Below are 24,564 nucleotides of genomic sequence, written 5' to 3'. Positions count from 1 at the left end.
TGACGGCGCGGACTTTATCATACAAAAGGATGGAGTATCATCGATGGCTCCTTCTTTCCAAATGAGTAAATGAAAGAACGATATCTGAATACTCGGTAAAAAGTTATCTTAAACTATATCTAAAAAAGGAGAGCGCTAAGCTAGCACTCTCCTTCTATCTTTTATTTTATCTTTGTATTTGATTGATTTTAGCAAGTGCCTGGTCTGTACTCCAGAAGACATTGTCTTCTCCAATCACATCCAGAATACCGCCTCTTTCAAATCGGCTGAGAACTCTGCGCTGTACACCACTAAAGATGATGGTTACACCCTCTTGTTTCTTTAATTCGCAGAATTCCATCATTGCTTGTACTCCTGAACCGTCAACGGAGGAAACACCGCGCATGGAAAGAATCATAATCCCTTGATTGATGTCTTCCAGTCGCTCTGTCAACGAGCTTACCGTTGCAAAGAAAATAGGCCCGGTAAGATAAACAACCCGTATATCATCATATGCCTGATCTAATTTTATTCCCTTGTCTTCTAATTTTTCTATATCCACTTTACTGATATTCATCTCTACGTCTGCACTGTTAATAACAAATAATATGGCAGATAGGGCAATTCCCGCAACAATAGCAACCGTTAAGTCAAACACTACAGTAGCAAGTAAGGTTAACATGAATTTAAAGATGGCCCCTTTGAATTTGTGAGAGAAGATATAGTGAATACTCTCCCATTCATTCATACGCCATGCTGTTACAATCAAAATACCCGCTAATGCGGACATCGGTATACTTGACATAATCGGGCTAAGGAGAAACATCGACAAAAGTAGACCAATTGCATGGAAAATTCCTGTCAATCTTGTTTGCATGCCGGCTTTAATCGCCACACTCGTACGGGCAATCGCAGCAGTAGCCGGAACGCCGCCAAAGAATGGAATAATCATGTTCCCGATTCCCTGTGCAACCAGTTCCCGATCTCCATTCATTTTTTCTCCAACCATACGACCGGCAGATGCTCCGCATAATAAACTTTCAATCATTCCTAAAGCCGCAATACTGATTGCCGGCCAAATTAATGGCTCTATTTTAGTGAGTGATAAATCCCCAAACATGAGTCGGTTTTCTGGGAAAAAAGTTTTTGGTATATCTCCTACCACTGCAACCGGTAATTTTAAAAAGGTATTGATGATTAGAACAAGCAATAAGGCTGCTAAGGAAGATGGAATAATCGCATTCCATTTTTTTGGCCAGAAGATCATCGTGACAACGGTAATGATTCCAATCAACACCGTGGCAAAATCAGGATGGAAACCATTCTCTATGTAAGAAATGATTTGACCAATTGGATTCTCTCCGCTCGATTCAACCCCAAAAAAGTTATCTACTTGTCCCATTGCGATTATAATGGCAATCCCTGATGTAAAACCCGTGATAACTGGCATCGGTATAATAGAAACAACACGGCCAAATTTCAGTAGACCAGCAATCACCAATAAGATACCAGCCAACAAACAGGCAATAAATACTCCATCCAGACCATACTGGGCAACAACTGCTATCAATATAGCAGACATCGCTCCTGTAGGTCCTGATATTTGATAGGATGCACCTGATAGCATACTGATAATTAAGCCTGCTAAAATCGCTGTAATTAATCCGGCAGCTGCATCTGCTCCACTGCTAACGCCGAACGCGAGGGATAAAGGCAGCGCAACAGCGGTAACTGTAATACCTGCCATAATATCTTTACGAAGCTTTGCCGAATTATATCCGGCAAATTCATTATGCAAATCTAGAATATATTGTTTAAACATGCCAATTCTTCTTTCCATACGTAATATGATAATAATTGCAACCTTATCATTATACTGACCTCAGAAATTGAAATCTATATACAATCAATTCCAATTATGACCTATAGGACGATGTATGTTTATTATCCCATTGCAATCTTTTAATTTATGCTTTTGGGAGATTTTCTCTCTCTCTAAACCTGTACCTCTCTTTCCATATCTATTCAATCTCAAACAACAAACCAAAACTTTTAAATAGAAAAACCTGTGAAAACTTTGTAAAATATTGTAGAATTAACTTTTAATACCAATAGAAAGAGTGGGTTACTCTGCAAAAAAAAGTATTCAAATGGCAAATTGGTCACCGATTCTTCTGGAGTTTACTATCCATCGGATTAATATGGATCTGTTTAAACTTAGCATCCCTTTTTTATGTAAAGAGTGAATTTGTTTCTTCAAACGAAACAATGGAACAACTAGAAGCCATGAACGAACATGTATTAGTTCTCTATCAATCTTTAATCGATCAAGAGACCGGGCAGCGAGGATATAGTTTATCTAAAAATGATGCCTTTCTTGAACCATTTTATGCTGGAACTGAGACATTTCAACAAACTTCTGAAAAACTCAAAGAAGATATAACCATTTTTCCAAGCGTAAGTAAATCTGTTACTGCTTTGATGACTAGCGGAGAAAAATGGAATAGTGAGTATGGGAATGTTCAAATTAAGATCATAGAAGATAATAAATTGATTTCAAAAGAAGTACTTGATAATAGTAAAATGGCATTTGATAACATACGGATCCATTATAAAGAGGTAACGAATGAAATCAGACTGTTAAAATCAAAAATGGAAGAGCGTTCACAAAACAGGGTAATGATTATTCTAACCGTTTTTTGTTTTGGAATTCTGCTCATGCTAGTACTTGCTGTTTTCTATATCATTTGGCATTTAACCAATTTAGTTCAGCCAATTGTTGAATTAGAGCAAAGTGTTACATCCTATTCCAATAAGGACTTTACAGTTAAAGTCCCAGAATATCATAAAGATGATGAATTGGGCCGTTTAATCATCGGTATCGAGCACATGCGTACTGAACTGAAAGAAAAATTTTTCACGCTTGAATCTATTGCCTATAAGGATGGATTAACAGGTATCAATAACAGAAGAACGGCAGATTACTACTTAACGAAATTTATAGAAAAGGCCCCAATGGAAAATGATTTAAGTATTATATTAATAGATATCGATCATTTCAAGAATTTTAACGATAAATACGGACATTTAGAGGGAGATCGGGTATTGAAGCATATTGCATCTGTTCTCGAGAAGAATGTAAAAACCTTTGATGTACTTGCCCGTTTTGGTGGTGAGGAATTTATTCTCATTTTGCCTAAAACCAAATATCCGTGTGCATTGAATGTCGCTGAGCGCTTACGAAAAGCGATAGAAATGGAGCCTCTTGGTACGTATCAAATCAGAGCAAGTTTTGGTGTAACCACCTTTGAAAAAGGGGACACCTATACTTCTTTTATTCATAAAGCAGATAAGGCCCTGTATAAGGCTAAAGCAAATGGAAGAAATCAAGTTGAACTCAAACTTACAAATATCGAAGCACAAAGCCAGAATTAATGGTTGAGTGCTTTTTCTATTTTCAACAGAAAATGGCTATCATGATTTCCAACATTCCAATGATTCCGAAGATCGGTTGCCCAGCCATTGCCTATTCCATTCAAAAGGAATAATAATAGGCCTGGTATAAACCAGCTATTTATAAAAGGAATAGGATTCAAAAATGATAATGACATCTGCATCATATCCATTTCAGGATACACAGCACCAAGCATCATGGTACCCCCCAGCTAAAGCTCCAAAAGAAACAAATGCCAGCAATAGAGCAAGAAGCAGACGAATGTACGTACTCAACATCTTCACCATCTCTTCTTAAAATAACCTATTATCTTTAAACAAAAAAGCACTGCATAATGAGAAATTTCCTAAAATGCAGTGCTCTAATCTTTAATTCTATGGTTTTCTTTATTAAACAGTTTCAATTTATCTTTAAAGGCAGATTTATTCATATTTTAATGGAATCTACTGTTCCTTCACACAATCATGGTTAGCCTATACTTGCCTATGGCTATCGAGCATTATAATCCTGAAACAAACTCTTTGAATGTAAGAGTAATTTTAACGGATCATATCTGTACCATATTTAGCTATCCGTTTTTATAGGATTCAAACGGATGATTCTATCGTCTTTGTCAGATGGATTGCCTCTGCCATCCCGATTATTTGTCATCATATACAAGGACCCATCCGGTGCTTCAATGATATTTCTGATTCTCCCGTACTTTTCTTTAAAGAGAGATTCGATTTTTTTTACCTGTTTGCCAGATTCATCAAGTTCTACCTTAAGCACCTGCATGCCTCGTAAATTGGCAACCAGTAATTGATTTTTCCATTCACCTTTCGAGACAAATGTCATTCCTGAAGGTGCCCATGTTTCAGTTGCACTTTGGGCAATAGGGGGTTGCATTCCCTCTTTTGCTTCATTTCCCTGAATAATCGGCCAGCCATAATTTTTCCCTGCCTCAATTAAGTTAATCTCATCATGTGCCGATTGGCCGTGTTCCGAACTGAATAAGTCTCCTGTTATAGGATGCCAGGCTAGTCCCTGCGGATTACGATGTCCGTAACTGTAAACAGGCGATTCGTCGATTGGATTATCATTCGGTATGGAACCATCTGTATGGATTCTGAAAATTTTCCCGCCCATACTTCTCTTATCCTGAGCTAAGTCAGGTTCATACCGGTCTCCTGCTGTAATATAAAGCATCCCGTCAGAACCTATCTTCATCCTCCCTCCATTATGATTCGTATCACCAACAATCCCATCCAGAATCACTTTATCAATACTAGCTTGATTGTCATCGACTACAAGACGAAGAACGCGGTTTTTGATTTTCCCATTATCTTCATAGGTGTGGTACGTATACATAAAGTGATTCGTTTGGAAATCAGGATCTAGCGCCAATCCAAGTAATCCTCCCTCTCCTTCACTAATGAAAGGTGCCGGTAAAGACAGAAGCGGCTTTTCCACTACTTTTCCATCACGAATTTCCCTAATTTGTCCGGGTCTTTCTGTAAAAAACATTCTCCCATCTTCAGCAATAACCATTTCCCATGGAACATTCAGGCCTTCAGCAACCACTTCAATATCATATGGTTGTTTTTCATTTGTATCTGTCTGCCTGACAACGGTATCATTCTCCTCCTCTTTTGAACAACCGAGTACGACCATGATGATTAAATAAGGCAGTAACAAACGAAATACTGTTCTCATATTAGCCTCCTTTTTTTACTTCGATCATTCTGAGATGTCATACGTGATGGATTTTTTGACCCTGTTTTTTCAGGGCGATTAGGCGGATATCCATGTGTGTTTCGATTTGCTTTCCTTTCGTCCGTAAAATCTGACCACTCCAGTACACTATTCAATTCATTGGCATGAAAAACAACGCAGCGGAGCTATGGTTTTGTTAAATTTTATCATAATCCTCTCTTACAACTAAACTATCAGGAAAGATAGGACCAATTGAGTTATAGAATAACTTGAAAAATCCGAGTAAATTATCCATAATAGAATAACTTGGGAGGAAAAGAAAAAATGACTAATTCAGAAGCAAATATTACATTATTTCGTGCAGTTAATGACATAGGAAAAGAATATCCGGATATAAATCCACTTTTTATTTTCTTCGCTGAATATACGGTTTATTGCTTGATGCTAGTTCTGCTGTTTTACTGGTTAACTCGTAAAACAGAAAACAAATTAATGGTCGTAAGTGCCGTTATTTCTTTTTTTATCGCTGAAGTAACTGGTAAATTAATTGGATTGGTCTATTCACATCATCAACCATTTGCCGTTTGGTCCAATGTAAACAAGTTAATAGAAAAAGAGGTTGGAAACTCGTTTCCTAGTGACCATACGATCGTGTTCTTCTCGGTTTGTATATCTATTGCCCTCTTCCGCAGACGATTCTGGTATTTATGGGCAGCACTTGCACTTCTTCTTTCTATTTCCCGAATCTATGTAGGAGTCCATTATCCTGTTGATATTTTAGTAGGAGCTATTCTTGGATTTGTTTCTGCTATACTCGTCCATAAATTCGTTCCTAAACAGAAATGGATTAGACACTCAATTGCTCTATATGAAAAGGGAGAAAGTTATCTATTTGACCGAAATAAAAGCATTTAATTTAAAATCACCAACATGAATGGCCACCGACAATGTCGGTGGCTTTTTATTTATAGAACTACGTATCTTATCAAAATAGACTATGTTAAGGTGTAATTATCCGAAAATTACATTTATTAAGGAAAATTTATTCCCTGGGAGGTAGATTATATGAAGAATAAAAAATACCGTAAAGTGAACTATAACGAGGGGAATACTGCTAAATAAAAATGCGTTTCTCCACATTTGAAAGGGGAAATCCGGTTGAATCAATCTTTGTTAATTATTGATGCACAACAAGAATTAATAGATGGGAATCAAGAAGTTAGTGCTGTTTTTATGAAAAACAGACTTATAAGGAATATTAATTTAGTAATTGATAAAGCAAGGGAATTAAATATTCCGATTATTTTTGTAAGGGATCTAGATGTTGCTGGGGGTAAAGGTAAAGGATTTCAAATTCATGAAGAAATTCGGGTACCTGTGGATGCAAAATTCTTCGATAAGACGGCAACAAATACCTTTCATGGGACTGGCCTTTTAAATCATTTACACTCTAAAGGAATAGAACATATTGTTATAATGGGCTGCGAGACACAACACTGCATTGATAGTGCGGTGAGAACAGCCACTATCAATGGATTCGATATTACATTAGTTGGGGATGGTCATTCTACAGCCGGCAATACGGTTTTAACCCCGGAACAAATCATCCAACACCATAATGAAACTCTTCATGGGCATTACAATGTTGAACATTTTTCAATTGTGAGAGATGCGGTTGAAGACCTATTTCATCCGAATCATGATTCATATCGATAAATTTATAGAAGTATGACAGAAATTTCCTCATCTTTCAAACAGATGGGGATATTTTTGTAAACTATAAACTCATTTTGTTTTAAAAAAATATGTAGGTAAGAAACTCATTTCAGAAGCAACATTATTATCATAAATTGGCCTCCTCGATAATAAGATATTCTTGTATCAAAAAAATCTTCGAAAGCAGGGATGTATATGTTGGCTTCTAAGATAAAAAAACCCTCTATTCTAATAGGTATTGTGATGGCCGTACTTCTACTTTTCTCAGCCTTCTTTGGTCCAGTACATATTGGTGGAGCACAATCGGAAAGTCAAGAAACAACGCCTATTCAATAAAATTAACAAGCAGTCTATATAAATTGGGCAGAACAACACCAAAGGGTTTCGATACCTCCGGCTTCACACAATATGTATTTTAAAAAGCGCGGCAAAAAAATGCCGCGTACCAGTGCAGATCAGTTAAACCCGGCGATTTAGTTTTATAGAAAACAAAATTTATTGGTGCTTCATCAAAAGGAGTTTGAACCCGAGAAATGAATCTTGATTATTGGAAGAAACACTGTGCAGGAGCAAAACAAGTAGGTAAGTAAAGATAAAATGGCAAGAACAAAACTCTTTTTCTATATGGAAAAGAGTTTTGTTCTTGATAGATTATAATACTTCACAATGATACCTCGACTATTATATTTAACAAAATTAAGGTATCCATAAACCTAAACGACTTTTAAGATATCCCCCAACCTTTAAATATTACATTTTCAGCTTTACTTTTACCCATTCACGGACACTATTGATAAACCATATATTTGAGGACTTTTCCAGTTCTTGAATGGTAATGTCTTTTTCCGTAATTTCTTCGCTTTTTAATAAATATTCTCGAAAAGTACCTTCTAATAATCCACAATCCGTACTAGGTGTATATAGCTGTCCACCCATTTCCACCACAATATTACCATTTGTAAATTCGGTGATTTCACCATTTTCATTCCAAAGGAGAACATCAAAATACTCCGGATATACCTCCTTCATCTCTTTATGAACAGCTCGGTTCGTTGTTTTATGATATAGAAAAATATCGTCCTTTAAAATTGGTTTTTTAGCCAATATGACCTCTGCTGGTAATGGTATTCGTTCCATTTTATGAAACTCAATTGTCAGATTGCATAACCGATCCGCCAGCACTCTAACTTTATATTCACCTTCTGGATAGTTTTCGGATTCTTTCAAAAGAGTGTCCCTGACTTTATCTTTCGTAAACTTATATCCAAAATACTCAGCTGAACGCTCCATGCGATTTAAATGCTCGTCAAGTAAAAAATAGACGCCATCAATCAACCGAATTGATTCTAGCAACTCAAATACAGTCTGTTTCGTCTCCAACACTTTAGCTTTAGTAAGGACTTCTTCATATTCATCCTCAGCTGTCGAATCCCAAGTGATTCCACCGCCAACACCATATTGAGCAACACCTGTTGGATGATGAATAATCGCTGTGCGAATTGGTACATTAAAAACCGCTTCTCCACCAGGATTTACATAGCCAATGGCACCACAATAAACCTCCCTGGGACTGTTCTCAAGCTCAGCAATTACTTCCATTGTTTTCACTTTCGGGGCTCCCGTAATGGATCCACATGGAAAAAGAGCACGAAAGATATCCACAAGCTTTGTATCAGCTTCCAATTCGGCAGTCACAGTGGATGTCATCTGATGAACAGTCGGATATTTTTCAATTTCAAATAGTTTTGGCACCTTAACAGTCCCAGTCTTGGCAATTCTACCAAGATCATTTCTTAACAAATCTACAATCATGACATTTTCAGCGCGATTTTTCTCAGAGGAGGCCAGCCGTTCAACATGCACCTGATCCTCTTCTAACGTCCTTCCACGCTTAATCGTGCCTTTCATCGGCTTGGTGGTTATTTTTCGATCCTTAATTTGAAAAAATAATTCTGGTGAAGCAGAAACAATCGCATAGTCCCCAATATCCAGATAAGCAGAATAGTTGGAGGACTGCGCCTTTGCGAGTTTTTTGAAAAAACTCCTGCTATCCCCGGTAAATTGCGAATTCATTCGAATAGTATAATTCACTTGATAGGTATCACCTTGTTCGATTCTTTCCCGTATAGTCTTTATAGCCTGATCATATTCCTCCCTGCTTACTGAAGGCTGCCAATTTGTTAAGGCATATTCCCCATTCGCATCAATTTCCTTTTCACTCGCCTCATTATAAATTCCAAACCAGAGCAAGGGCATTTTGGAACCGTTAGTGATTTTAAATGAAGAATCGAATGCTGGTGCTGCTTCATAGGAAAGGTATCCTGCTGCATAGTATCCTTTATCTACTGCATGTTGTATCTTTTCTAAACAAGAAACTACTTCATCAAGTTGATGTGTTTTAATAATATCCACTGGTTTTTGATATATTTTCTTGATGACTTGACCATCTGGATTAGCAAACTGAAAGGCCAGCATTAAACCGCCTCCCCAAAAAAGTTTTCCAAGAGCTTCAACCCATACTCAGTTAAAATCGCTTCTGGATGAAATTGAACACTCTCAATTGGATATTGCTTATGCCGCATTGCCATAATTTCTCCATCCTCACTTAAAGCACTTACCTCTAGACTTTCCGGTAGGTTGGCACGATTCACAACCAACGAATGGTATCTGGCAACTGTATAAGAAGTTGGCAATCCACGAAATATCGTCTGTCCATCATGTTGAATTTTAGAAATCTTCCCATGCTTTGGCTGACCTGCTTTAATAATGTTCCCTCCAAAATATTGGCCTATGACCTGGTGACCTAAACAAACACCCAGTATCGGAATTTGTTGATGGAATACCTCTAACACTTTCATACTGATTCCAGCTTCATTAGGATTACCAGGACCCGGGGAAAGCAGAATCGCTTCCGGCATGATTTTTTCTACTTCCTCAATTGTGCATTTGTCATTTCTAACAACATGAACATCATGTCCAAGTTGTTTAATATATTGGACTAAATTAAACGTAAACGAATCATAATTATCAATGACCAGAATCATACACTTAAGTCTCCATTTCAACTTCTTTTAAGCGTATTATAACTTGATTCCACCATTCAACTAGTGCCATTTTTATCCTATTAATAAATTTAAACCTTACCTTACACCAGCTTCCAATATGCTAAATGTACTTCGTTCGCAATCTATTTCACCCATCGCTCCAAGAGGAACTATACTCATTGGAGCCGTATGTCCAAAACTCATATTATAAAGAATTGGCAAATCGGGTAACTTTAACTCATCTCGCACCACCATCAGGATAGCTTCCTTATATTCGTCGTAATAGCAATCACCGTATGGCTTGGAAAATAACAAGCCTTTGGCATTTTGCAAAATTCCTTGTGCTCCATAATTGCGCAGCCAACCAATAAACAGCTCTGGACTGACTTTCACTTCTGAGGTCTCAAAAAATAAAAGTTTGTCCTTCCATTCTGCTTGCGCAGGCCACACTACAGTCCCTTTAAGCAATTCAAGTACCTCCATGCAACCACCCAACAATTGCCCCTTATGTATTCCTTCACCCTGTAAAACTTCATAACCAATATGAGGAACTGTCTTTCTTTTCCGTATCCAATTCTGCTGTTCCCATGGGATATATTCACTTGTCCATTCAGAAGGCGGCCCAATTTCGCCAATCGGTTCTCCCGAAAATAAAACCTTTTTTACCCAATGATTTGTATAATCAAAAGCCTCCACATTTTCTGCAAATTCAGCCAGAACCGATGGGCCATAATAACTCATCACACCAGCTTTATAACAAATAAAATGAGTGACGGTTGAATCAGAATAACCGAGGAAAATCTTTGGGTTCTTTTTGATGACCTCATAATCGATGTATGGCAGCATGCGAATACTATCATCCCCACCAATACACGAGAATATTCCCTTAATGAACGGATCTTGAAATGCATTCATCAAATCGCGTGCCCTCTCCTCCGGATGCTTATACACATATTCAGAACCCTTTAATGTATGCGCCAACTCCATAACTTCTAAGCCGAATTCCTCCAACCGCTTCTTTCCCACCTGATAACGCCAACGAATATCAGGGTCTCCCGCACCACCCCATGAAAGACTGACTGTAGCTATACGGTCTCCCCTACTCAACCGATTTGGTTTTTGCAACTCCATCCAACTCACCACTTTCTCGATTCTCCTCGTATTAGATAAAGTATAATGCAATATATACCAAATTTGATAATAATTATATAATCTTTGCCTTTGAATTTTGCAATTTATAAATCTTCATTAACTTAAAATTAGGATGTATTGGGGATGGTTGTGTTAAAGAAACTCTATTGGATTCTTTGATAGCTTCCTTATCGATAAAAAAAGCTCCCACAAAAATGGCAGCTTTCTAGAATACAATTATGTTGTATGAATCTCCGACTACTATTTTATCTTTTCAGGATTTTCCACAGCATTTCTTATACTTTTTTCCGCTTCCGCATGGACAGGGATCATTTCTGCCTGCTTTTATGATCACAGTTTGGCTCGAATTATCAGGTTGATGTTGGCCAGCCCACCAAGCAAGTTCTTCATGAATGTTTGTGATGGGTCGATAATCATTGGCATACATTGGATCATATTCTCTAAATTGTGCCTCCACATCATCGAGTGACATATGAAAGGCATCTACTTTCTTTTGAGCAAATATTTCTGCTATATCATCATATAGATTTCGAAAATTCAGTACCATACAGGAATCAATTAAAATGGTGTATATATATCCCGATTCATCTTCCAGCCCACCCTGCAGAAGATCATGGTAGTAATACTCTATCATTTCTATTGATATACGTTTTTGCAATACAAGTGATGTAATGGCCTGAATACCAGTAGCACGAATACTCTCATCCAGCGATAGATCATCAATTAATTCAAATAAGGCATCCAGTTCTGGTATTATGGGGCTATCCTCGTCCATGACTATTTCTCCCGTATATGTATCAGCAAGAATTCGACCTGCCGTTGTAACCATATAGTCATCATATAAATCCAATGCAAGATCATTCGGTAATTTTAATATTTCTAAAAATGGATAATATGCTTCCTTGGCACCTAACTGCCCTAATATAATAGAGGCATAAATATGGTCAAATCGATCCGGTTCATTTAAAAATAATTCTGGTTCCTGTCTAACAAGTTTTAAAATACCCATTAGTTCGGAAATAGCATCCTCACGATTCAATAACTGATCCAGCTCATCTTTTGGGTAGGTATCCCCTATATAACGAATCTTTTTTATTAATTCCTTAGTTGAAACAATTGGCATATCCATATCAACAGCACCTCCGTACCCTTCTTATATAACTAGTTTACCAAACTCCCTGACAGCTCCTCTACTCGCAAACGATCCGAAAAATTGTTAAAATTAACAAAATAACAGTATATAGTATCTATTATATTGTTTTTCACCAAGGGAGTGTCATAATGAATAAACATTGGATAAAGGTTTTTATAGGAGCTTTCTTTGAAGTCATTTGGGTAAGCGGCCTTAAAAATGCAGATACAATTGGGATGTGGCTGATTACACTTGCAGCTATTTGTATCAGCTTCTATATGATGATTGATGCAAGCCGCCATCTACCAGTTGGTACGGTATACGCTGTATTTGTTGGATTGGGTACGGTCGGTACTGTTGTTGCAGAAATCATTTTTTTTGGAGAACCATTAATGATAGAGAAAATGATGTTAATTCTTCTCTTATTAATAGGTGTCATCGGATTGAAAATGGTGACCGATGAGGACAGTTCCAAGAAGGAGGCTAACCTCTAATGGCTTGGTTCGCTCTAATCGTCGCTGGTTTTTTAGAAATTTTCGGTGTAGGTATGATTAATAGACTGAATAAAAATAGAGATTTCTTATCTCTTCTTCTTTTAATTATCGGATTTTCCGGCAGTTTTTTCTGCCTATCATTCGCAATGAAGACACTTCCCATGGGAACAGCCTATGCAGTGTGGACGGGAATTGGCGCTTCTGGCGGTGCATTAATTGGTATGTTTTTATTTGGAGAAGCTAGAAGTTTAAAGCGTGTTTTTTTCATATTGCTCATTTTAATTTCAGCGATTGGCTTAAAATTAATATCATAATGAGAACACAAAGAGAGTCTGCCTAAATATAATAGGACAGACTCTCTTTACTAGTTTAAAATATATCTTTTTATTACCATTAGTAATAAATATATGCAAAACGCTTACAAGGATTTTTTTCAATTTATTCGAAATATTTATCTAAAAAATACCAGACTCTAGTAAACAACTTGCTTAGCACGGCTTTTTTGATTACTTATCCAACCATTCCATGATGATCTCTTGAAACTTCCCATAAAAGGCAGTGCTCATTAAGGCAGGATCCTCATTTAATGAAGCGATCATATTTTTAACCAAATAATGTCGCGGGGCTTTATTATGCAATAGTTCATCTTGCAGAAATTCAATTATTTGCAACTTTTCCGCGCGATACTCAGCTTCAAAAACCTCTTTTTCAAGGTAAGTTTTCAGTTTGTTAACGGATTGGATTAAATCGTAGCAAAAATCCCTATTTCCCTTAGGGCCATCTGGAATAAACCGATTTAATACTTCCGGTTCGAGTAAAACAACATCATTTTTACTCACATCATCAACAATCGCCTTAATGCAATCAAAATAATACCGAATGGCTCTTTCCGTATCGTTATTTCCCTTTGCTATACTATAAAAATGTAAGTGATGTTGGATCATGGAGGAAAGAAGAATCGCACAATCTAACAAATATGGTTTCTTCTCCATCCCAAATATATCGACCAGACGATTATGAATCCAATTTAAATATAACCATCGCGTTTGTTTCAAATACTCTTTTAATTCGACATCGTTCGAAACCATTACATCCTCTATAAGAACAAATAATTGATTATGGGAATGTGATTTTCTTTGTATATGAAGTTGTTCTATAAAAATGTCTATATCACTTAGATTTTTTCCAATAATCAATTCATCCCGCTGTTGGTGATACTCCTCCAGGAACGAATCGTATACAGCTTTGAATAGTTCACTTTTAGACGGAAAGTAATTATAAAAAGTTCCTCTGGAAATACCGCTATCTTCCAAAATTTCTTGAATAGATGTATTTCTATAGCCTTTTTCAATGAATAGCTTTTTCGCATGATTAATGACTTGCTTTTTTCTTACGTTCATGACAACTCAATCCATTCCTAATGACTTCAGTTATTTGAGTGTATATTAGCTCAAATCTTGGGTAAATACAAATTTATATATACTGAATTTTTTTAATTGCCAAATGAGGGGAATGGGAGTAATATATTCAACATGGATTTAGAGTCTAAAAATTAAACACATAGTATAAAAAAGGGAGAGAAGTACATGACAGCAATTGAAAGACAACAAGTGCGTCCTAATTATGGAATCATAGCTATTCTTTTAGCCGGTGCATTTGTATCTATATTGAACTCAACATTATTGAATGTTGCTTTACCGTCCATGATGGCAGATTTTAAAGTTGAGGCAACAACGATTCAGTGGCTAGCAACAGGTTATATGCTGATAAATGGCATTATCATTCCTACGACAGCCTACTTAATTCAAAAATACTCGGTTAGAAACTTATTTATAACCGCCATGATACTCTTTACAATCGGAACAGTTTTTTCTGGTTTTGCACCAAGTTTCGCATTGTTATTAGTTGGAAGAATGATTCAGGCAGCAGGTTCTGCTATTATGATGCCACTCTTAATGAATGTTCTTTTAACGAGCTTCCCAATTGAAAAACGCGGTGGTGCGATGGGGATCTTAGGACTTGTTATGATTTTTGCACCTGCTATTGGTCCTACATTATCAGGCTGGATTATTGAACATTATGAATGGAGATTTCTGTTCTATATGATCATTCCTTTCGCCGTTATTGTTTTACTGCTTTCAATCTTTAAATTAAAAGATACGAAAGAAAGAAATAACACTACATTAGACGTCTTATCCGTTATTTTTTCAAGCATCGGATTTGGAGGATTGTTATATGGATTCAGCTCAGCCGGCAGTAAAGGCTGGGGAGATGTTGAAGTATTCGGTACACTGATTGCCGGTGTTATCGGCTTGATTTTGTTGATTGTTCGCCAATTCAATTTGGAAAAGCCGATGCTTGATTTCCGCGTCTATAAATATCCAATGTTCTCTTTGTCTTCAGCTATATCAATTGTATTAAATATGGCGATGTTTTCAGCCATGATTTTAATGCCAATTTACCTGCAAAATATACGTGGTATTTCCCCATTGGATTCTGGTTTATTAATGCTCCCAGGTGCAATCATTATGGGAATTATGTCACCTATTACAGGTAAATTATTTGATAAATTTGGCGGTCGTGTTCTTGCCGTAATCGGTTTATCCATCACAGTCGCTACAACTTATTTCTTCAGTCAATTAACAACGGATACTACTTACGGAACATTAATTGTGATGTATTCTATTCGTATGTTCGGTATGTCAATGGTCATGATGCCGATTATGACTAACGGGATGAATTCATTGCCTGCCCGATTAAATCCACACGGTACAGCAATGAATAGTACACTTAATCAAGTGTCCGGGGCCATTGGTTCTGCCTTGCTTGTTTCGGTCATGACATCCCGTACGAAAATACATGCGGAAGAATTAGCTGAAAAAGCAATGAGCAAACTGACAGGCCAACCAAGTCCTGAAGCTATTGCTCAAATGAAGGCTGAAATAGGTGCTCAAGCCACTGTTAATGGAATTAACGATGCCTTCTATGTAGCTACCTTTATCGCTGCATTGGCTCTTTTCCTTGCCTTCTTTGTTAAACGACCAAAGAGAGCTGATGAACAGATCAATTCTCAAGAAACTGAAAACCTCTCCCATTAAGGAGAGGTTTTTTTATATTATTCTTCCCATTTCCATTCCTCGATATTATTTAAAACAAATAGAGGTTGCTCATTTGATTGAAACGTCTGCTCGCCTATTTTTAGCTCTTTCTTTGCAAAGAATAAATGGTCGGGATTGACCAACCACATCCATGGCACATCCTCTGCAATCTGCTTCTGAATCATTTGCCACAGCTTAAAATCACCGTTGGCTAGTGCCCCCTCCATCAGTTGATCCACTTCCTCAGATGAATATAAATTCGTATTATAAAATCCGGTTCCAATACTATTCGTATGGTACCTGCGATATACATCAAAGGGATTACGATTACCTGCGCGCATTATAATCGGATCTTTAAACTTATTTGAACTGATTTCCTCCCATGTTTGACCAACCAATTCCACCTCAATACCCAGCTCTTTCAATTGCTGCTTGAAGATTTTCGCCATTGCCTGTGCCATACTATCAGATTCCAAAAACTGTAGATTAAATTTCGCTTTGAGCCCTTGTTTTTCAAGAACACCATCTTCATCCATATCTGCCCATCCTGCTATTTTTAAAATTTCCTCAGCCTTTTGTCTATTATGATATTCCGGCTCTATATCTTTGTAGCCCCATGGAAGCTGATCAGCATTATTGTATGCTTCTTCCCCGTACCCATATAAAACTTCATCTATAATGTATTCACGATTAACCGTTAAATTAATCGCCTGTCTGATTGACCATTCACTCGTTACATCATTTCCTGCCTGCTTCCCTTCAATTTCTGCTCCTGATGGAGCGGTAACAAAGGCAATCCCATATTGATCAATGCCTTTAAAGCTATTGATCTCCATTCCATCCACACCGACATTTGCATAAGCAGGGGATGTTTGAGCTACATCCACCAACCCCTTTTGTGCCGCAGCATAGGCCTCTTCCTCATCCATAAAAAGAATCGTAATCTTTTTAAAAAAAGGTTTATTTCCATAATACCGTTCATTTCTAATGAAAACTGCTTGTTTACCTTCCTTCCATTCCTTTAAGATAAAAGGTCCCGAACCAATTGGATCTAATGCGTAAAAATCGTCGTAATGATTTTCAGGAACGATTCCCAGTTGAGCAGTTATATAACTAAAGGTAGATAGAGGTTTCTTCAATCGAAAATGGACCGTGTAATCATCTACCACCACGGCTTCTTTTAATAAAGATAAATCCAACCATCCATTATGCTTAGCTGTATTAAATGTAAAAGCTACATCATCTGCTTTAACTTGTTCACCGTTCGAAAAATAAGCATCATCTCTAACTTTAAATTCCCAGGTCAATTTATCATCACTAATCTGATACTCATCAGCTAGATCATACGTAAGTTCCATATCCTTATCAAAAGATAATAAAGTACTTTGAATGATTGCAGTAGCATTGGCTGAGGAAAATACTAAAGGGTCAACGCCTTTGATTGCCTCTGGTGTCAAAGCTAATGTTAACTCATCCTTAGTGGTTGTTGCTCTACTGACTCCCGCTCCAACATTCAGCGATCCGCTTGCCAGAATAAGAATCAGGATTATTTTCATTATTTTCATCAACTTTATCCCCCGCTGAACTAACGCTTTACTAAAGCCAGTACCAAGTAGTCCAAGTACTAAATAGTATTAGTATGTACAGGCGATTCCTGTTCATTCTATTCATCAAAAATAAGAGAATCAGATTCATACTGTTCTCTCTCTTGTCTTAATCTCATGCTGTTTACTCTTGTGGAATCGAATGGACAATCAGGATAAAGTGATGCTCTATTAGGTAACCTTTATTGCTTCATCACGTGAATCCATAATTGTACCAGTTTTTCTTCAAAGTTCTGCTCGGAGTCCCCTTCCGAATCGTTCGAAACAGCATTCTCTCGTTCAGAACTACCCTCCGAATTATTCGGAATCTAGTTATATTATCTTTGATTGGGCAGATAAATATACTTTAGATGCTATTTAGGTCCTTTAACAGATAAAAAGATTCCTGAGAGAATTCAATTCTTAACAATTTCAAAATAATACAAGCTGTAAAATAGGTGGCTCTTCTTTAAGCTACTAAAGGGGTGGGTTAGTGAAAGAAGACTTAGACTATTATTTTATCTTGCTTAATATATGATGCTAATATAAACGAGTAGATAAATTAATAAATAGAGGTGTATTAATGAAGTTAGGTGAGTTTACTGTTGGACAGGTGTTCGAAACTAAATCATTCAAATTATCTAAAGAGGATATTATGAGATTTGCAACTGAGTTTGACCCTCAATATATGCATTTGGATGAGGAAAAAGCAAATCAAGGAAGGTTTAATGGAATCATCGCTTCTGGTATACATACGTTAGCCATTTCATTTAAGCTGTGGATTGAACAAGGCATCTATGGTGATGATGTCATTGCTGGAACACGGATGAATAATATAAAATTTATTAAGCCCGTGTATCCTAATGATGAATTACATACCATTGTTGAGGTTATTGATAAGGAAGCTAAGAAAAATGAAACGGGAATTCTTACAGTACTGTTAACTACTTTCAATGATAAAGAAGAAAAAGTTTTTGAGGGTGACTTGTCCGTATTAATAAAACAATGAAGGGATATTGAGCAGAAAGTAAATATTCTATTTAATAACTCCAGTCTCAAACTTATGCTAGATTAAGGAGTTGTTTTTAATACATTGTGAAAAAATGACTTACATTAATAGGGACTTTAGCGGAGCAAGGAGACGGCTTTTCACCGTCTCCCTATTTTAACTATTAGCAACAGTGTTTATGAAAAAAGCCTTTGATTAAATCCTATATCGCTTACTATGGAATCCATATCAACTTTTCGTTTTCTGTTTGTCCCGTTTTTCCGTTATACTCTTTTCTAATCCTAACGTATTCCGGAAGCCTTCTTGTCCTCTTGAGACTAAATAAATACGCGCTTCATAGGCATTCAATTTATAAGTTGGTGCTTCATTATAGTTGGTAATTAGTAAAGATGATTTGCTCAAGTCCATTTCATTTCCCAGATTAATCTCAATCGATTTCGGCTGATGATTCGAGACAAAGTAAATCGTCTCATTCGCATAGCTTCTTATATATCCGTAAAGATGAGGATGCCCTTTGAAAATTTCCTGATAGTCACCATATACGAAGACCTTATGCTTTTTTCTTAACTCAATTAATTTTTGATAGAAATAAAAGATTGAATTTGAATTGAATAATTCGTTATCCACATTAATTGTTTGATAGTTCGGATTAACCCCAATCCACGGCTCGCCTGTTGTGAATCCCGCCTGTTTCCCACTGGTCCATTGCATGGGTGTACGGCTATTATCTCTGCTCAGTGGCTGTAAATTACAAAGTGCCTCTTGTGGGTCCGCTCCCTTTGAAACTAATTCAGCGTACTGATTTTTCATCGCAATATCATTATATTCATCAATCGAAGAGAGACGAATCCCTGTCATACCTATTTCTTCTCCTTGATAAATATAGGGAATCCCCGGCAAAGAATGAATCATAGCTGCAAATAGCTTAGCTGATTGAACACGGTGCTCATTATCATCACCATATCTGGTAACTACTCTTGTATGATCATGATTATTTAGAAATTGTGAGTTCCAGCCCTTCTCCTTTAACTCTTCATACCATCTTTCCTGAATCTCTTTAAATTTTTTCAAGTCCCAAGTCGGCATTTCATCACATACTTCGAAGTGAAACAAGGTATTCAATTCATGACGGTCCTTATCTATATATAATAAACCCTGCTCCGGTGACACAAAAGCGACCTCTCCGACAGTTAACATATCATAATGACGCAATACCTGTTCATTCATCTCCCGTAAATAATCATGTACTTTCGGATGATTGGCCAGATAACGAATATCATAAGGATCCTCCGCATCTGGAAACCCCTCCGGCTTCGCAAGCAGAGCGATAGCATCAAGCCTGAAACCCTTAATTCCTTTCTTCAGCCAAAAATGCATGATTCGATATATCTCATTGCGTACTTCTTCGTTCTCCCAATTTAAATCCGGCTGTTCAGCTGCAAATGAATGAAAGTAGTACTGTTTAGTTTGTTCATCATTTTCCCATGCAGACGGGGAAAAATAGGAACGCCAATTATTCGGCGGATTCTCCTGAACGCCATCTCTCCAAATATACCAATCTCTTTTTGGACTATCTCTGCTGGATTTGGACTCTTTAAACCACTCATGCTCATTTGATGTATGGTTTACGACTAAATCCAGTATAATTTTCAGATCTCTTTTGTTTGCTTCACTAATTAATTCCTCAAAATCCTCCATACTGCCCGCTTTAGGCATAATGGAATAATAATCAGAGATATCATATCCGTTATCTTGATCAGGGGAAAGATAAAAAGGATTGAGCCAGATGACATCCGCCCCTAACTTTTTTATATAATCGAGTTTCTTTGTTACACCACGTAAATCTCCATATCCATCTCCATTACTATCATAATAGCTCCTCCAATAAACTTGGTAAACGACACTTTCCTTCCACCATAGCTTCTCCATATCTCCACCTCTAATATGTATTTTATGTGCATTATACTTATATATTACCCACAATTCACCTCCTTTTACATTTTATACAAAAAGTAATATAATTTCTGAGATAATAAAAAAACTGCCCCTAAAGGTAAGTTTTCACTTCCTTTTGGGACAGCCTTATTCGGAATCTATTATAATTGCATTCTCTTATTTACCAATGAACATTTGTGTCCAGTAGTTTCCATTCTCAACAAAACCAATGCCAATGTGAGTATAGCTTGAACTTAAAATATTTTTTCTGTGGCCATCACTATTCATCCATGCATTTACCACTTCTTCTGGTGTACGTTGTCCCATAGCAATATTTTCCGCTGCTGCTCTATATGAAATTCCGAACTGCTCCATCATATCAAATGGAGATCCGTAAGTTGGACTGGTATGGCTGAAATAATTATTCTTTTGCATATCCTCAGATTTTACACGTGCCACTTGGCTTAACTCTGTATCCATAGTTAATGGTTCCAAGCCTTGCTTGGCCCGCTCCGCATTGGTAAGCTCAAGAACTTCCTGCTCATACGCACTTACTTCATAATCGCTTGATTCAGTTTGAGTAGAATCAGAATTATTTTCTTCAACTGTTGGAGTATTTGTATTTTGGTTATTTTCTTCTACCGAACCAGTTGAGCCGGAATTAGAATTCTGTTCTGTGTTATTACTATTCGGGCATTGAATAAACCCACCCGGGAATTTAATCAATCCTCCATATATGACTTTATATGAAGTGGTTGTATTCGGTTTAGAAGATACACAGGCAGCCTCCGCACCTGTCATAGCTGTAAAAGATAGTGCCGCTGCTGCAGCAACTGTAACGATAAGCTTACGTTTCATCGATAAATCTCCTCCTGTCATGATGTTTGTTCAATCGACAACCATATCGTAACATGAGTTTTTTGTAATATTTGAACCATAAACTACCAGACAAGTAAAGATAGGATAATAGATATCCTTCTCAAATAGGAGATATCTATCTTAATATATTGATATATCAATAAACCCACTTATCATACTATTTTTACCAAATTATGATAATCAAGTCCCTCTTTTTGTAAAACCGCCACTTTTATCCTATAAAATAACTATTGACAGCATGTAAATAACAGTGAATTCTTTACTAATACTACAAGCTTGTTACAAGCATTGCAGTTATTTTTAAATAACTAAATTACGTGTTCATATGGAACAGAAACACTATGATTAGGAGTATTGAATGGAGATTGCTAGACCACTGGTAGAAGGGGGACAATTCTCACACGCTTAGCTAAAGAATTAAATAATGAGGAAAGAACGTTGCACCACTTGGATGGATAATTAACAGGATTTGGTGACAGTTGCTCAAATACACGTGGGCTATCGCAGAAAGTACCCCTACCATAATTCTTTTTAAATTAATAAAAGGGAGCAGATTGTTACCTGCTCCCTACCAAATTGTCACCGTCGAAGTATAAACCTTTACTTAATCAGTCGGAGAAGTAATTTCCAGCAATTTCGCTTTCCATGATTATCGATGATTTTTCACATAATTATACATAGCTTAATAGGACACCCTATTCCCCATTACTTGATATGCTTTGAATAGTTCATCACATTCTTTATGATCCACTTGGAGCAAATCATACGATAGCTTCCCATCAATCATTTTATAAAAAATATCATCTCTGAAACCGATCTTATCCGTATCTAATCGATCGCATCCATAATAAACCTTCGTTATGCCGGCCCAAAGTACGGCCCCTAAACACATTGGACAAGGTTCAGCCGTTGTATAAAGCTCTGCTCCAGATAAATCAAAGTGATTTATCTGACGGCATGCATCTTTAATGGCAACAATTTCTCCATGCATGGTTGGGTCAAGCTCCTTAATCACCCTGTTATGGCCCTTACCAATAATCGTTCCATCCTTGACTATGACAGCTCCAAACGGTCCGCCATGCCCTTGCTTAATTCCTTCGTATGCTTCTTCTACAGCGGCTTTCATATATGGATTCATACGTCTAACCCCCAATAATTGGTTTATCTAAGGATGTCGTATTTTATGTCTGTTTTCTACTTTAGATCTATAGTATCACATGACGATTAATATTCCAGATATCCCCTGATCAAAATACTTTATTGCTTTATCGAGAAAAAGAGCCTGGGTGCTCCAAGTTCTGATTGAACCCCGACTCTTTTCAGCTGAGATATAGCTTTATTTATTCTCCAATCTCCTTCGAGGATACCGCTTCACATACTTTTCTTATATTACCCGAACTAAATGTATATAAAGGCTTCTCCACTTGAAATGCCTATACTCCAATTAATAAGCAAGCCGGTAGATTAGAATTCTTTCAAACGGATTCTCTTCTGTTAGTACAATCTCTTTATACAGTTCAAATGCCGTTTGATTATCTAGATAGTAGATATAATCTTCAGATGGATAATACAATATCAGATTCACTTCACGGTATGTCTCTTCAACGGATAATAGAATACGATTAAGGACCTGACGGAAAATTTGTATCGTAAAAGGATTAAAAAAATAGAATTTATTATCGGTTGGCTGAACTTCATACTCCTCAGCCAGACAACAGTAAAACTTAATACGCTCTTTCCCTTTGTAAGGATAGTTCTTGAGATTTTCCTCAGCTTCATTAATAAATTGTTCATTCATTTCTATCCCACTTACATAGGCCCCCGTTTTGTGGTGGATAAAGAAATTCAGCCTCCCCTTTCCACATCCAAAATCCACGACATGATCGTTGTATTTAATGTCATACTCATCCAATAATCTTTCCAAAATCCAATACGGCGTTGGTTCATATCTATGGTAATGAAAGGAACGATAAAAACCAGCTTGATTACCGACCGTATTTATATGTAATAAATCATCGTATTCTTTTTCTTTCATTATCTAACTCCCATTTTTCTTGTCTACCTTTATCCATTAGTTTAAGCCTTTTCGATACTGTTCGAAAGTCTTTTTCTATATAATAGACATCTTTAAATTTAATAACCCAGTATTCGCCTAAATCTCCACTTTTAAGTATATATTTTTACAATTTATTCTAACAATATAATTAAATGTTAATTTGTTCACAACTTTGTCAAAATTGAAGATTTCCATGTCTTCTTTTAGTTTCATATATTTGTAATTTTGAAATTCAGTTATTATATTGAAAATCAGGGGTATGGAAAATGTAAGAATTATACCTAAATAGCTACACGCAAGGGAAATAATAACTATTCCAGTGTGCAAATTTACATGAATTTCCCTTACATAGCTTAAACTTACTTACTACATTAGGAAGGGGAAAAATATGAATAAAAAATGGGCACTTTTGAGTTCCATGATGGCGTCTATTCTATTGCTAGCCGGATGTGACTGGGTTGTATTTGACACAAACGGTCCTGTAGCGAAAACGCAATCCAATGCCATTCTTTTCTCAATGGCGATGATGGCCGCCGTTGTAATAACAGTCTATGTACTTTTTATCGTTATTTTATATAAATACCGTGCATCCAAAACTCCAAAAGATTACGAGCCTCCTCATATGGAAGGCAGCAAAGCGCTCGAAATAACATGGACCGTAATACCGATTATCATTGTAGCCATTTTAGCAGTAGTTACAGTTAAAACTACATTTGAAGTGGAAAGTAAACCCAAAGGCTATGAAGATCAAAAACCACTTGTCATCTACGCTTCTTCTTCAAACTGGAAATGGCATTTCAGTTATCCGGAACAAGACATTGAGACGGTTAATTATGTAAATATCCCAGTTGATAGAGTCGTAGAATTTCGTCTATATTCATACGGACCAATTACAAGTTTCTGGATTCCGCAGCTTGGCGGGCAGAAATATGCCATGAGTGACATGGTAACAAAATTAAACTTCGTAGCTGAAACACCAGCTTCCATGATGGGTAGAAATGCAAACTTCAGTGGAGAAGGATATGCCCATATGGATTTTGAAGCATTATCTATGACTCAGGAAGATTTCGAAGAATGGGTTAACGATGTAAAAACAAATGAAGATAAATTAACAGAAGAAAAATTTGAAAAACTGCTCGATACTGCACACGTCGGCAGAGAATCTTATTCTTCCACTCACTTGGATTTCAGTCCTCCACCTGAAGGACATCATCATGGTTCTGGTTCTGAACCATCTCCATCAAATGAGAGTAATGAAGCAGACAACACCTTTGATGAAGATACAGAAAAAGGTAATTCAGAACACGAAGATCATTCAAATCATTAAAATAAAGCTTT

Annotated in this window: 22 protein-coding genes; 9 read left to right on the top strand and 13 right to left on the bottom strand. The window is 36.8% G+C overall.

Annotated features, from left to right (window positions below; genetic code table 11):
• Positions 1-166: 166 nt before the first annotated feature.
• The gene (locus AC4G3K_RS15305; protein WP_491133851.1) at positions 167-1,801 is read right to left on the bottom strand and encodes a SulP family inorganic anion transporter; all 1,635 of its coding nucleotides are present in this window, start codon (positions 1,799-1,801) and stop codon (positions 167-169) included.
• Positions 1,802-2,247: 446 nt separating this feature from the next.
• Between AC4G3K_RS15305 and AC4G3K_RS15300 the strand changes: the two genes are divergently transcribed.
• Positions 2,248-3,414 carry a sensor domain-containing diguanylate cyclase gene (locus AC4G3K_RS15300; protein WP_491133850.1) on the top strand — a complete coding sequence of 389 codons (1,167 nt, stop codon included), beginning with the start codon at positions 2,248-2,250 and terminating at the stop codon, positions 3,412-3,414.
• Here AC4G3K_RS15300 and AC4G3K_RS15295 read toward each other — a convergent pair.
• Entirely contained in the window at positions 3,411-3,629 is a 219-nt protein-coding gene (locus AC4G3K_RS15295; protein WP_491133849.1) for a hypothetical protein, read from the bottom strand. The two genes, AC4G3K_RS15300 and AC4G3K_RS15295, sit on opposite strands and share 4 nt — an antisense overlap.
• A gap of 368 nt (positions 3,630-3,997) precedes the next feature.
• Positions 3,998-5,128 (bottom strand): PQQ-dependent sugar dehydrogenase, encoded by a 1,131-nt coding sequence (locus AC4G3K_RS15290; RefSeq protein ID WP_491133848.1) that lies wholly within the window; start codon positions 5,126-5,128, stop codon positions 3,998-4,000.
• Positions 5,129-5,452: 324 nt separating this feature from the next.
• Between AC4G3K_RS15290 and AC4G3K_RS15285 the strand changes: the two genes are divergently transcribed.
• The 3 genes from AC4G3K_RS15285 (at position 5,453) to AC4G3K_RS15275 (ending at position 7,180) form a co-directional block, all read left to right on the top strand.
• Positions 5,453-6,043, top strand: a complete 591-nt coding sequence (locus AC4G3K_RS15285; RefSeq protein ID WP_491133847.1) for an undecaprenyl-diphosphatase — start codon at positions 5,453-5,455, stop codon at positions 6,041-6,043.
• A 243-nt stretch (positions 6,044-6,286) separates the two neighbouring features.
• Positions 6,287-6,844, top strand: a complete 558-nt coding sequence (locus AC4G3K_RS15280; protein WP_491133846.1) for an isochorismatase family protein — start codon at positions 6,287-6,289, stop codon at positions 6,842-6,844.
• 195 nt (positions 6,845-7,039) lie between these two features.
• A complete protein-coding gene (locus tag AC4G3K_RS15275) occupies positions 7,040-7,180 on the top strand; it encodes a hypothetical protein (RefSeq protein WP_491077884.1) in 141 nt (46 codons plus the stop codon).
• A gap of 414 nt (positions 7,181-7,594) precedes the next feature.
• Here the strand turns inward: AC4G3K_RS15275 and pabB are convergent, their stop codons facing one another.
• The 4 genes from pabB to AC4G3K_RS15255 form a co-directional block, all read right to left on the bottom strand.
• The gene (pabB, locus tag AC4G3K_RS15270; protein WP_491133845.1) at positions 7,595-9,319 is read right to left on the bottom strand and encodes an aminodeoxychorismate synthase component I; all 1,725 of its coding nucleotides are present in this window, start codon (positions 9,317-9,319) and stop codon (positions 7,595-7,597) included.
• Positions 9,319-9,888, bottom strand: coding sequence for an anthranilate synthase component II (locus AC4G3K_RS15265; RefSeq protein WP_491133844.1), 570 nt, complete (start codon positions 9,886-9,888; stop codon positions 9,319-9,321). Before AC4G3K_RS15265 ends, pabB begins: the two co-directional genes overlap by 1 nt.
• Positions 9,889-9,984: 96 nt before the next feature.
• A complete protein-coding gene (locus tag AC4G3K_RS15260; protein ID WP_491133888.1) occupies positions 9,985-11,019 on the bottom strand; it encodes a S66 family peptidase in 1,035 nt (344 codons plus the stop codon).
• A 274-nt stretch (positions 11,020-11,293) separates the two neighbouring features.
• Entirely contained in the window at positions 11,294-12,169 is an 876-nt protein-coding gene (locus AC4G3K_RS15255) for a DUF1186 domain-containing protein (RefSeq protein ID WP_491133843.1), read from the bottom strand.
• 152 nt (positions 12,170-12,321) lie between these two features.
• On the opposite strand from AC4G3K_RS15255, the gene AC4G3K_RS15250 reads away from it, so the two are divergent.
• Entirely contained in the window at positions 12,322-12,666 is a 345-nt protein-coding gene (locus AC4G3K_RS15250) for a DMT family transporter (protein WP_491077879.1), read from the top strand.
• Positions 12,666-12,980, top strand: a complete 315-nt coding sequence (locus tag AC4G3K_RS15245; RefSeq protein WP_491133842.1) for a DMT family transporter — start codon at positions 12,666-12,668, stop codon at positions 12,978-12,980. The genes AC4G3K_RS15250 and AC4G3K_RS15245 overlap by 1 nt, the downstream gene beginning before the upstream one ends.
• A 192-nt stretch (positions 12,981-13,172) precedes the next feature.
• On the opposite strand, the gene AC4G3K_RS15240 is transcribed toward AC4G3K_RS15245, so the two are convergent.
• On the bottom strand, positions 13,173-14,066 hold the full coding sequence (locus AC4G3K_RS15240; RefSeq protein ID WP_491133841.1) for a TetR/AcrR family transcriptional regulator: 894 nt from the start codon (positions 14,064-14,066) through the stop codon (positions 13,173-13,175).
• A gap of 186 nt (positions 14,067-14,252) precedes the next feature.
• Here AC4G3K_RS15240 and AC4G3K_RS15235 point away from each other — a divergent pair, with 186 nt between their 5' ends.
• Positions 14,253-15,764 carry a DHA2 family efflux MFS transporter permease subunit gene (locus AC4G3K_RS15235; RefSeq protein WP_491133840.1) on the top strand — a complete coding sequence of 504 codons (1,512 nt, stop codon included), beginning with the start codon at positions 14,253-14,255 and terminating at the stop codon, positions 15,762-15,764.
• Between the two features lie 17 nt (positions 15,765-15,781).
• On the opposite strand, the gene AC4G3K_RS15230 is transcribed toward AC4G3K_RS15235, so the two are convergent.
• On the bottom strand, positions 15,782-17,329 hold the full coding sequence (locus AC4G3K_RS15230; RefSeq protein WP_491133839.1) for an ABC transporter substrate-binding protein: 1,548 nt from the start codon (positions 17,327-17,329) through the stop codon (positions 15,782-15,784).
• A 601-nt stretch (positions 17,330-17,930) separates the two neighbouring features.
• Here AC4G3K_RS15230 and AC4G3K_RS15225 point away from each other — a divergent pair.
• Complete coding sequence (locus AC4G3K_RS15225; RefSeq protein WP_491077874.1) at positions 17,931-18,356, top strand: MaoC family dehydratase; 426 nt, start codon at positions 17,931-17,933, stop codon at positions 18,354-18,356.
• Between the two features lie 228 nt (positions 18,357-18,584).
• On the opposite strand, the gene AC4G3K_RS15220 is transcribed toward AC4G3K_RS15225, so the two are convergent.
• The 4 genes from AC4G3K_RS15220 to AC4G3K_RS15205 form a co-directional block, all read right to left on the bottom strand.
• Positions 18,585-20,285: a glycoside hydrolase family 13 protein gene (locus AC4G3K_RS15220; protein WP_491133838.1), complete on the bottom strand. Its 1,701-nt coding sequence runs from the start codon at positions 20,283-20,285 to the stop codon at positions 18,585-18,587.
• 183 nt (positions 20,286-20,468) lie between these two features.
• Positions 20,469-21,149, bottom strand: a complete 681-nt coding sequence (locus AC4G3K_RS15215; protein WP_491133837.1) for a CAP domain-containing protein — start codon at positions 21,147-21,149, stop codon at positions 20,469-20,471.
• A gap of 703 nt (positions 21,150-21,852) precedes the next feature.
• A complete protein-coding gene (locus AC4G3K_RS15210; protein ID WP_491077871.1) occupies positions 21,853-22,308 on the bottom strand; it encodes a nucleoside deaminase in 456 nt (151 codons plus the stop codon).
• Positions 22,309-22,614: 306 nt separating this feature from the next.
• Entirely contained in the window at positions 22,615-23,205 is a 591-nt protein-coding gene (locus AC4G3K_RS15205; RefSeq protein WP_491133836.1) for a class I SAM-dependent methyltransferase, read from the bottom strand.
• Positions 23,206-23,614: 409 nt separating this feature from the next.
• Between AC4G3K_RS15205 and qoxA the strand changes: the two genes are divergently transcribed.
• A complete protein-coding gene (gene qoxA, locus AC4G3K_RS15200) occupies positions 23,615-24,553 on the top strand; it encodes a cytochrome aa3 quinol oxidase subunit II (RefSeq protein ID WP_491133835.1) in 939 nt (312 codons plus the stop codon).
• Positions 24,554-24,564: the final 11 nt, after the last annotated feature.

Source organism: Bacillus sp. z26, from assembly GCF_058313635.1.
This window is presented reverse-complemented; position numbering and strand designations above follow the sequence as displayed.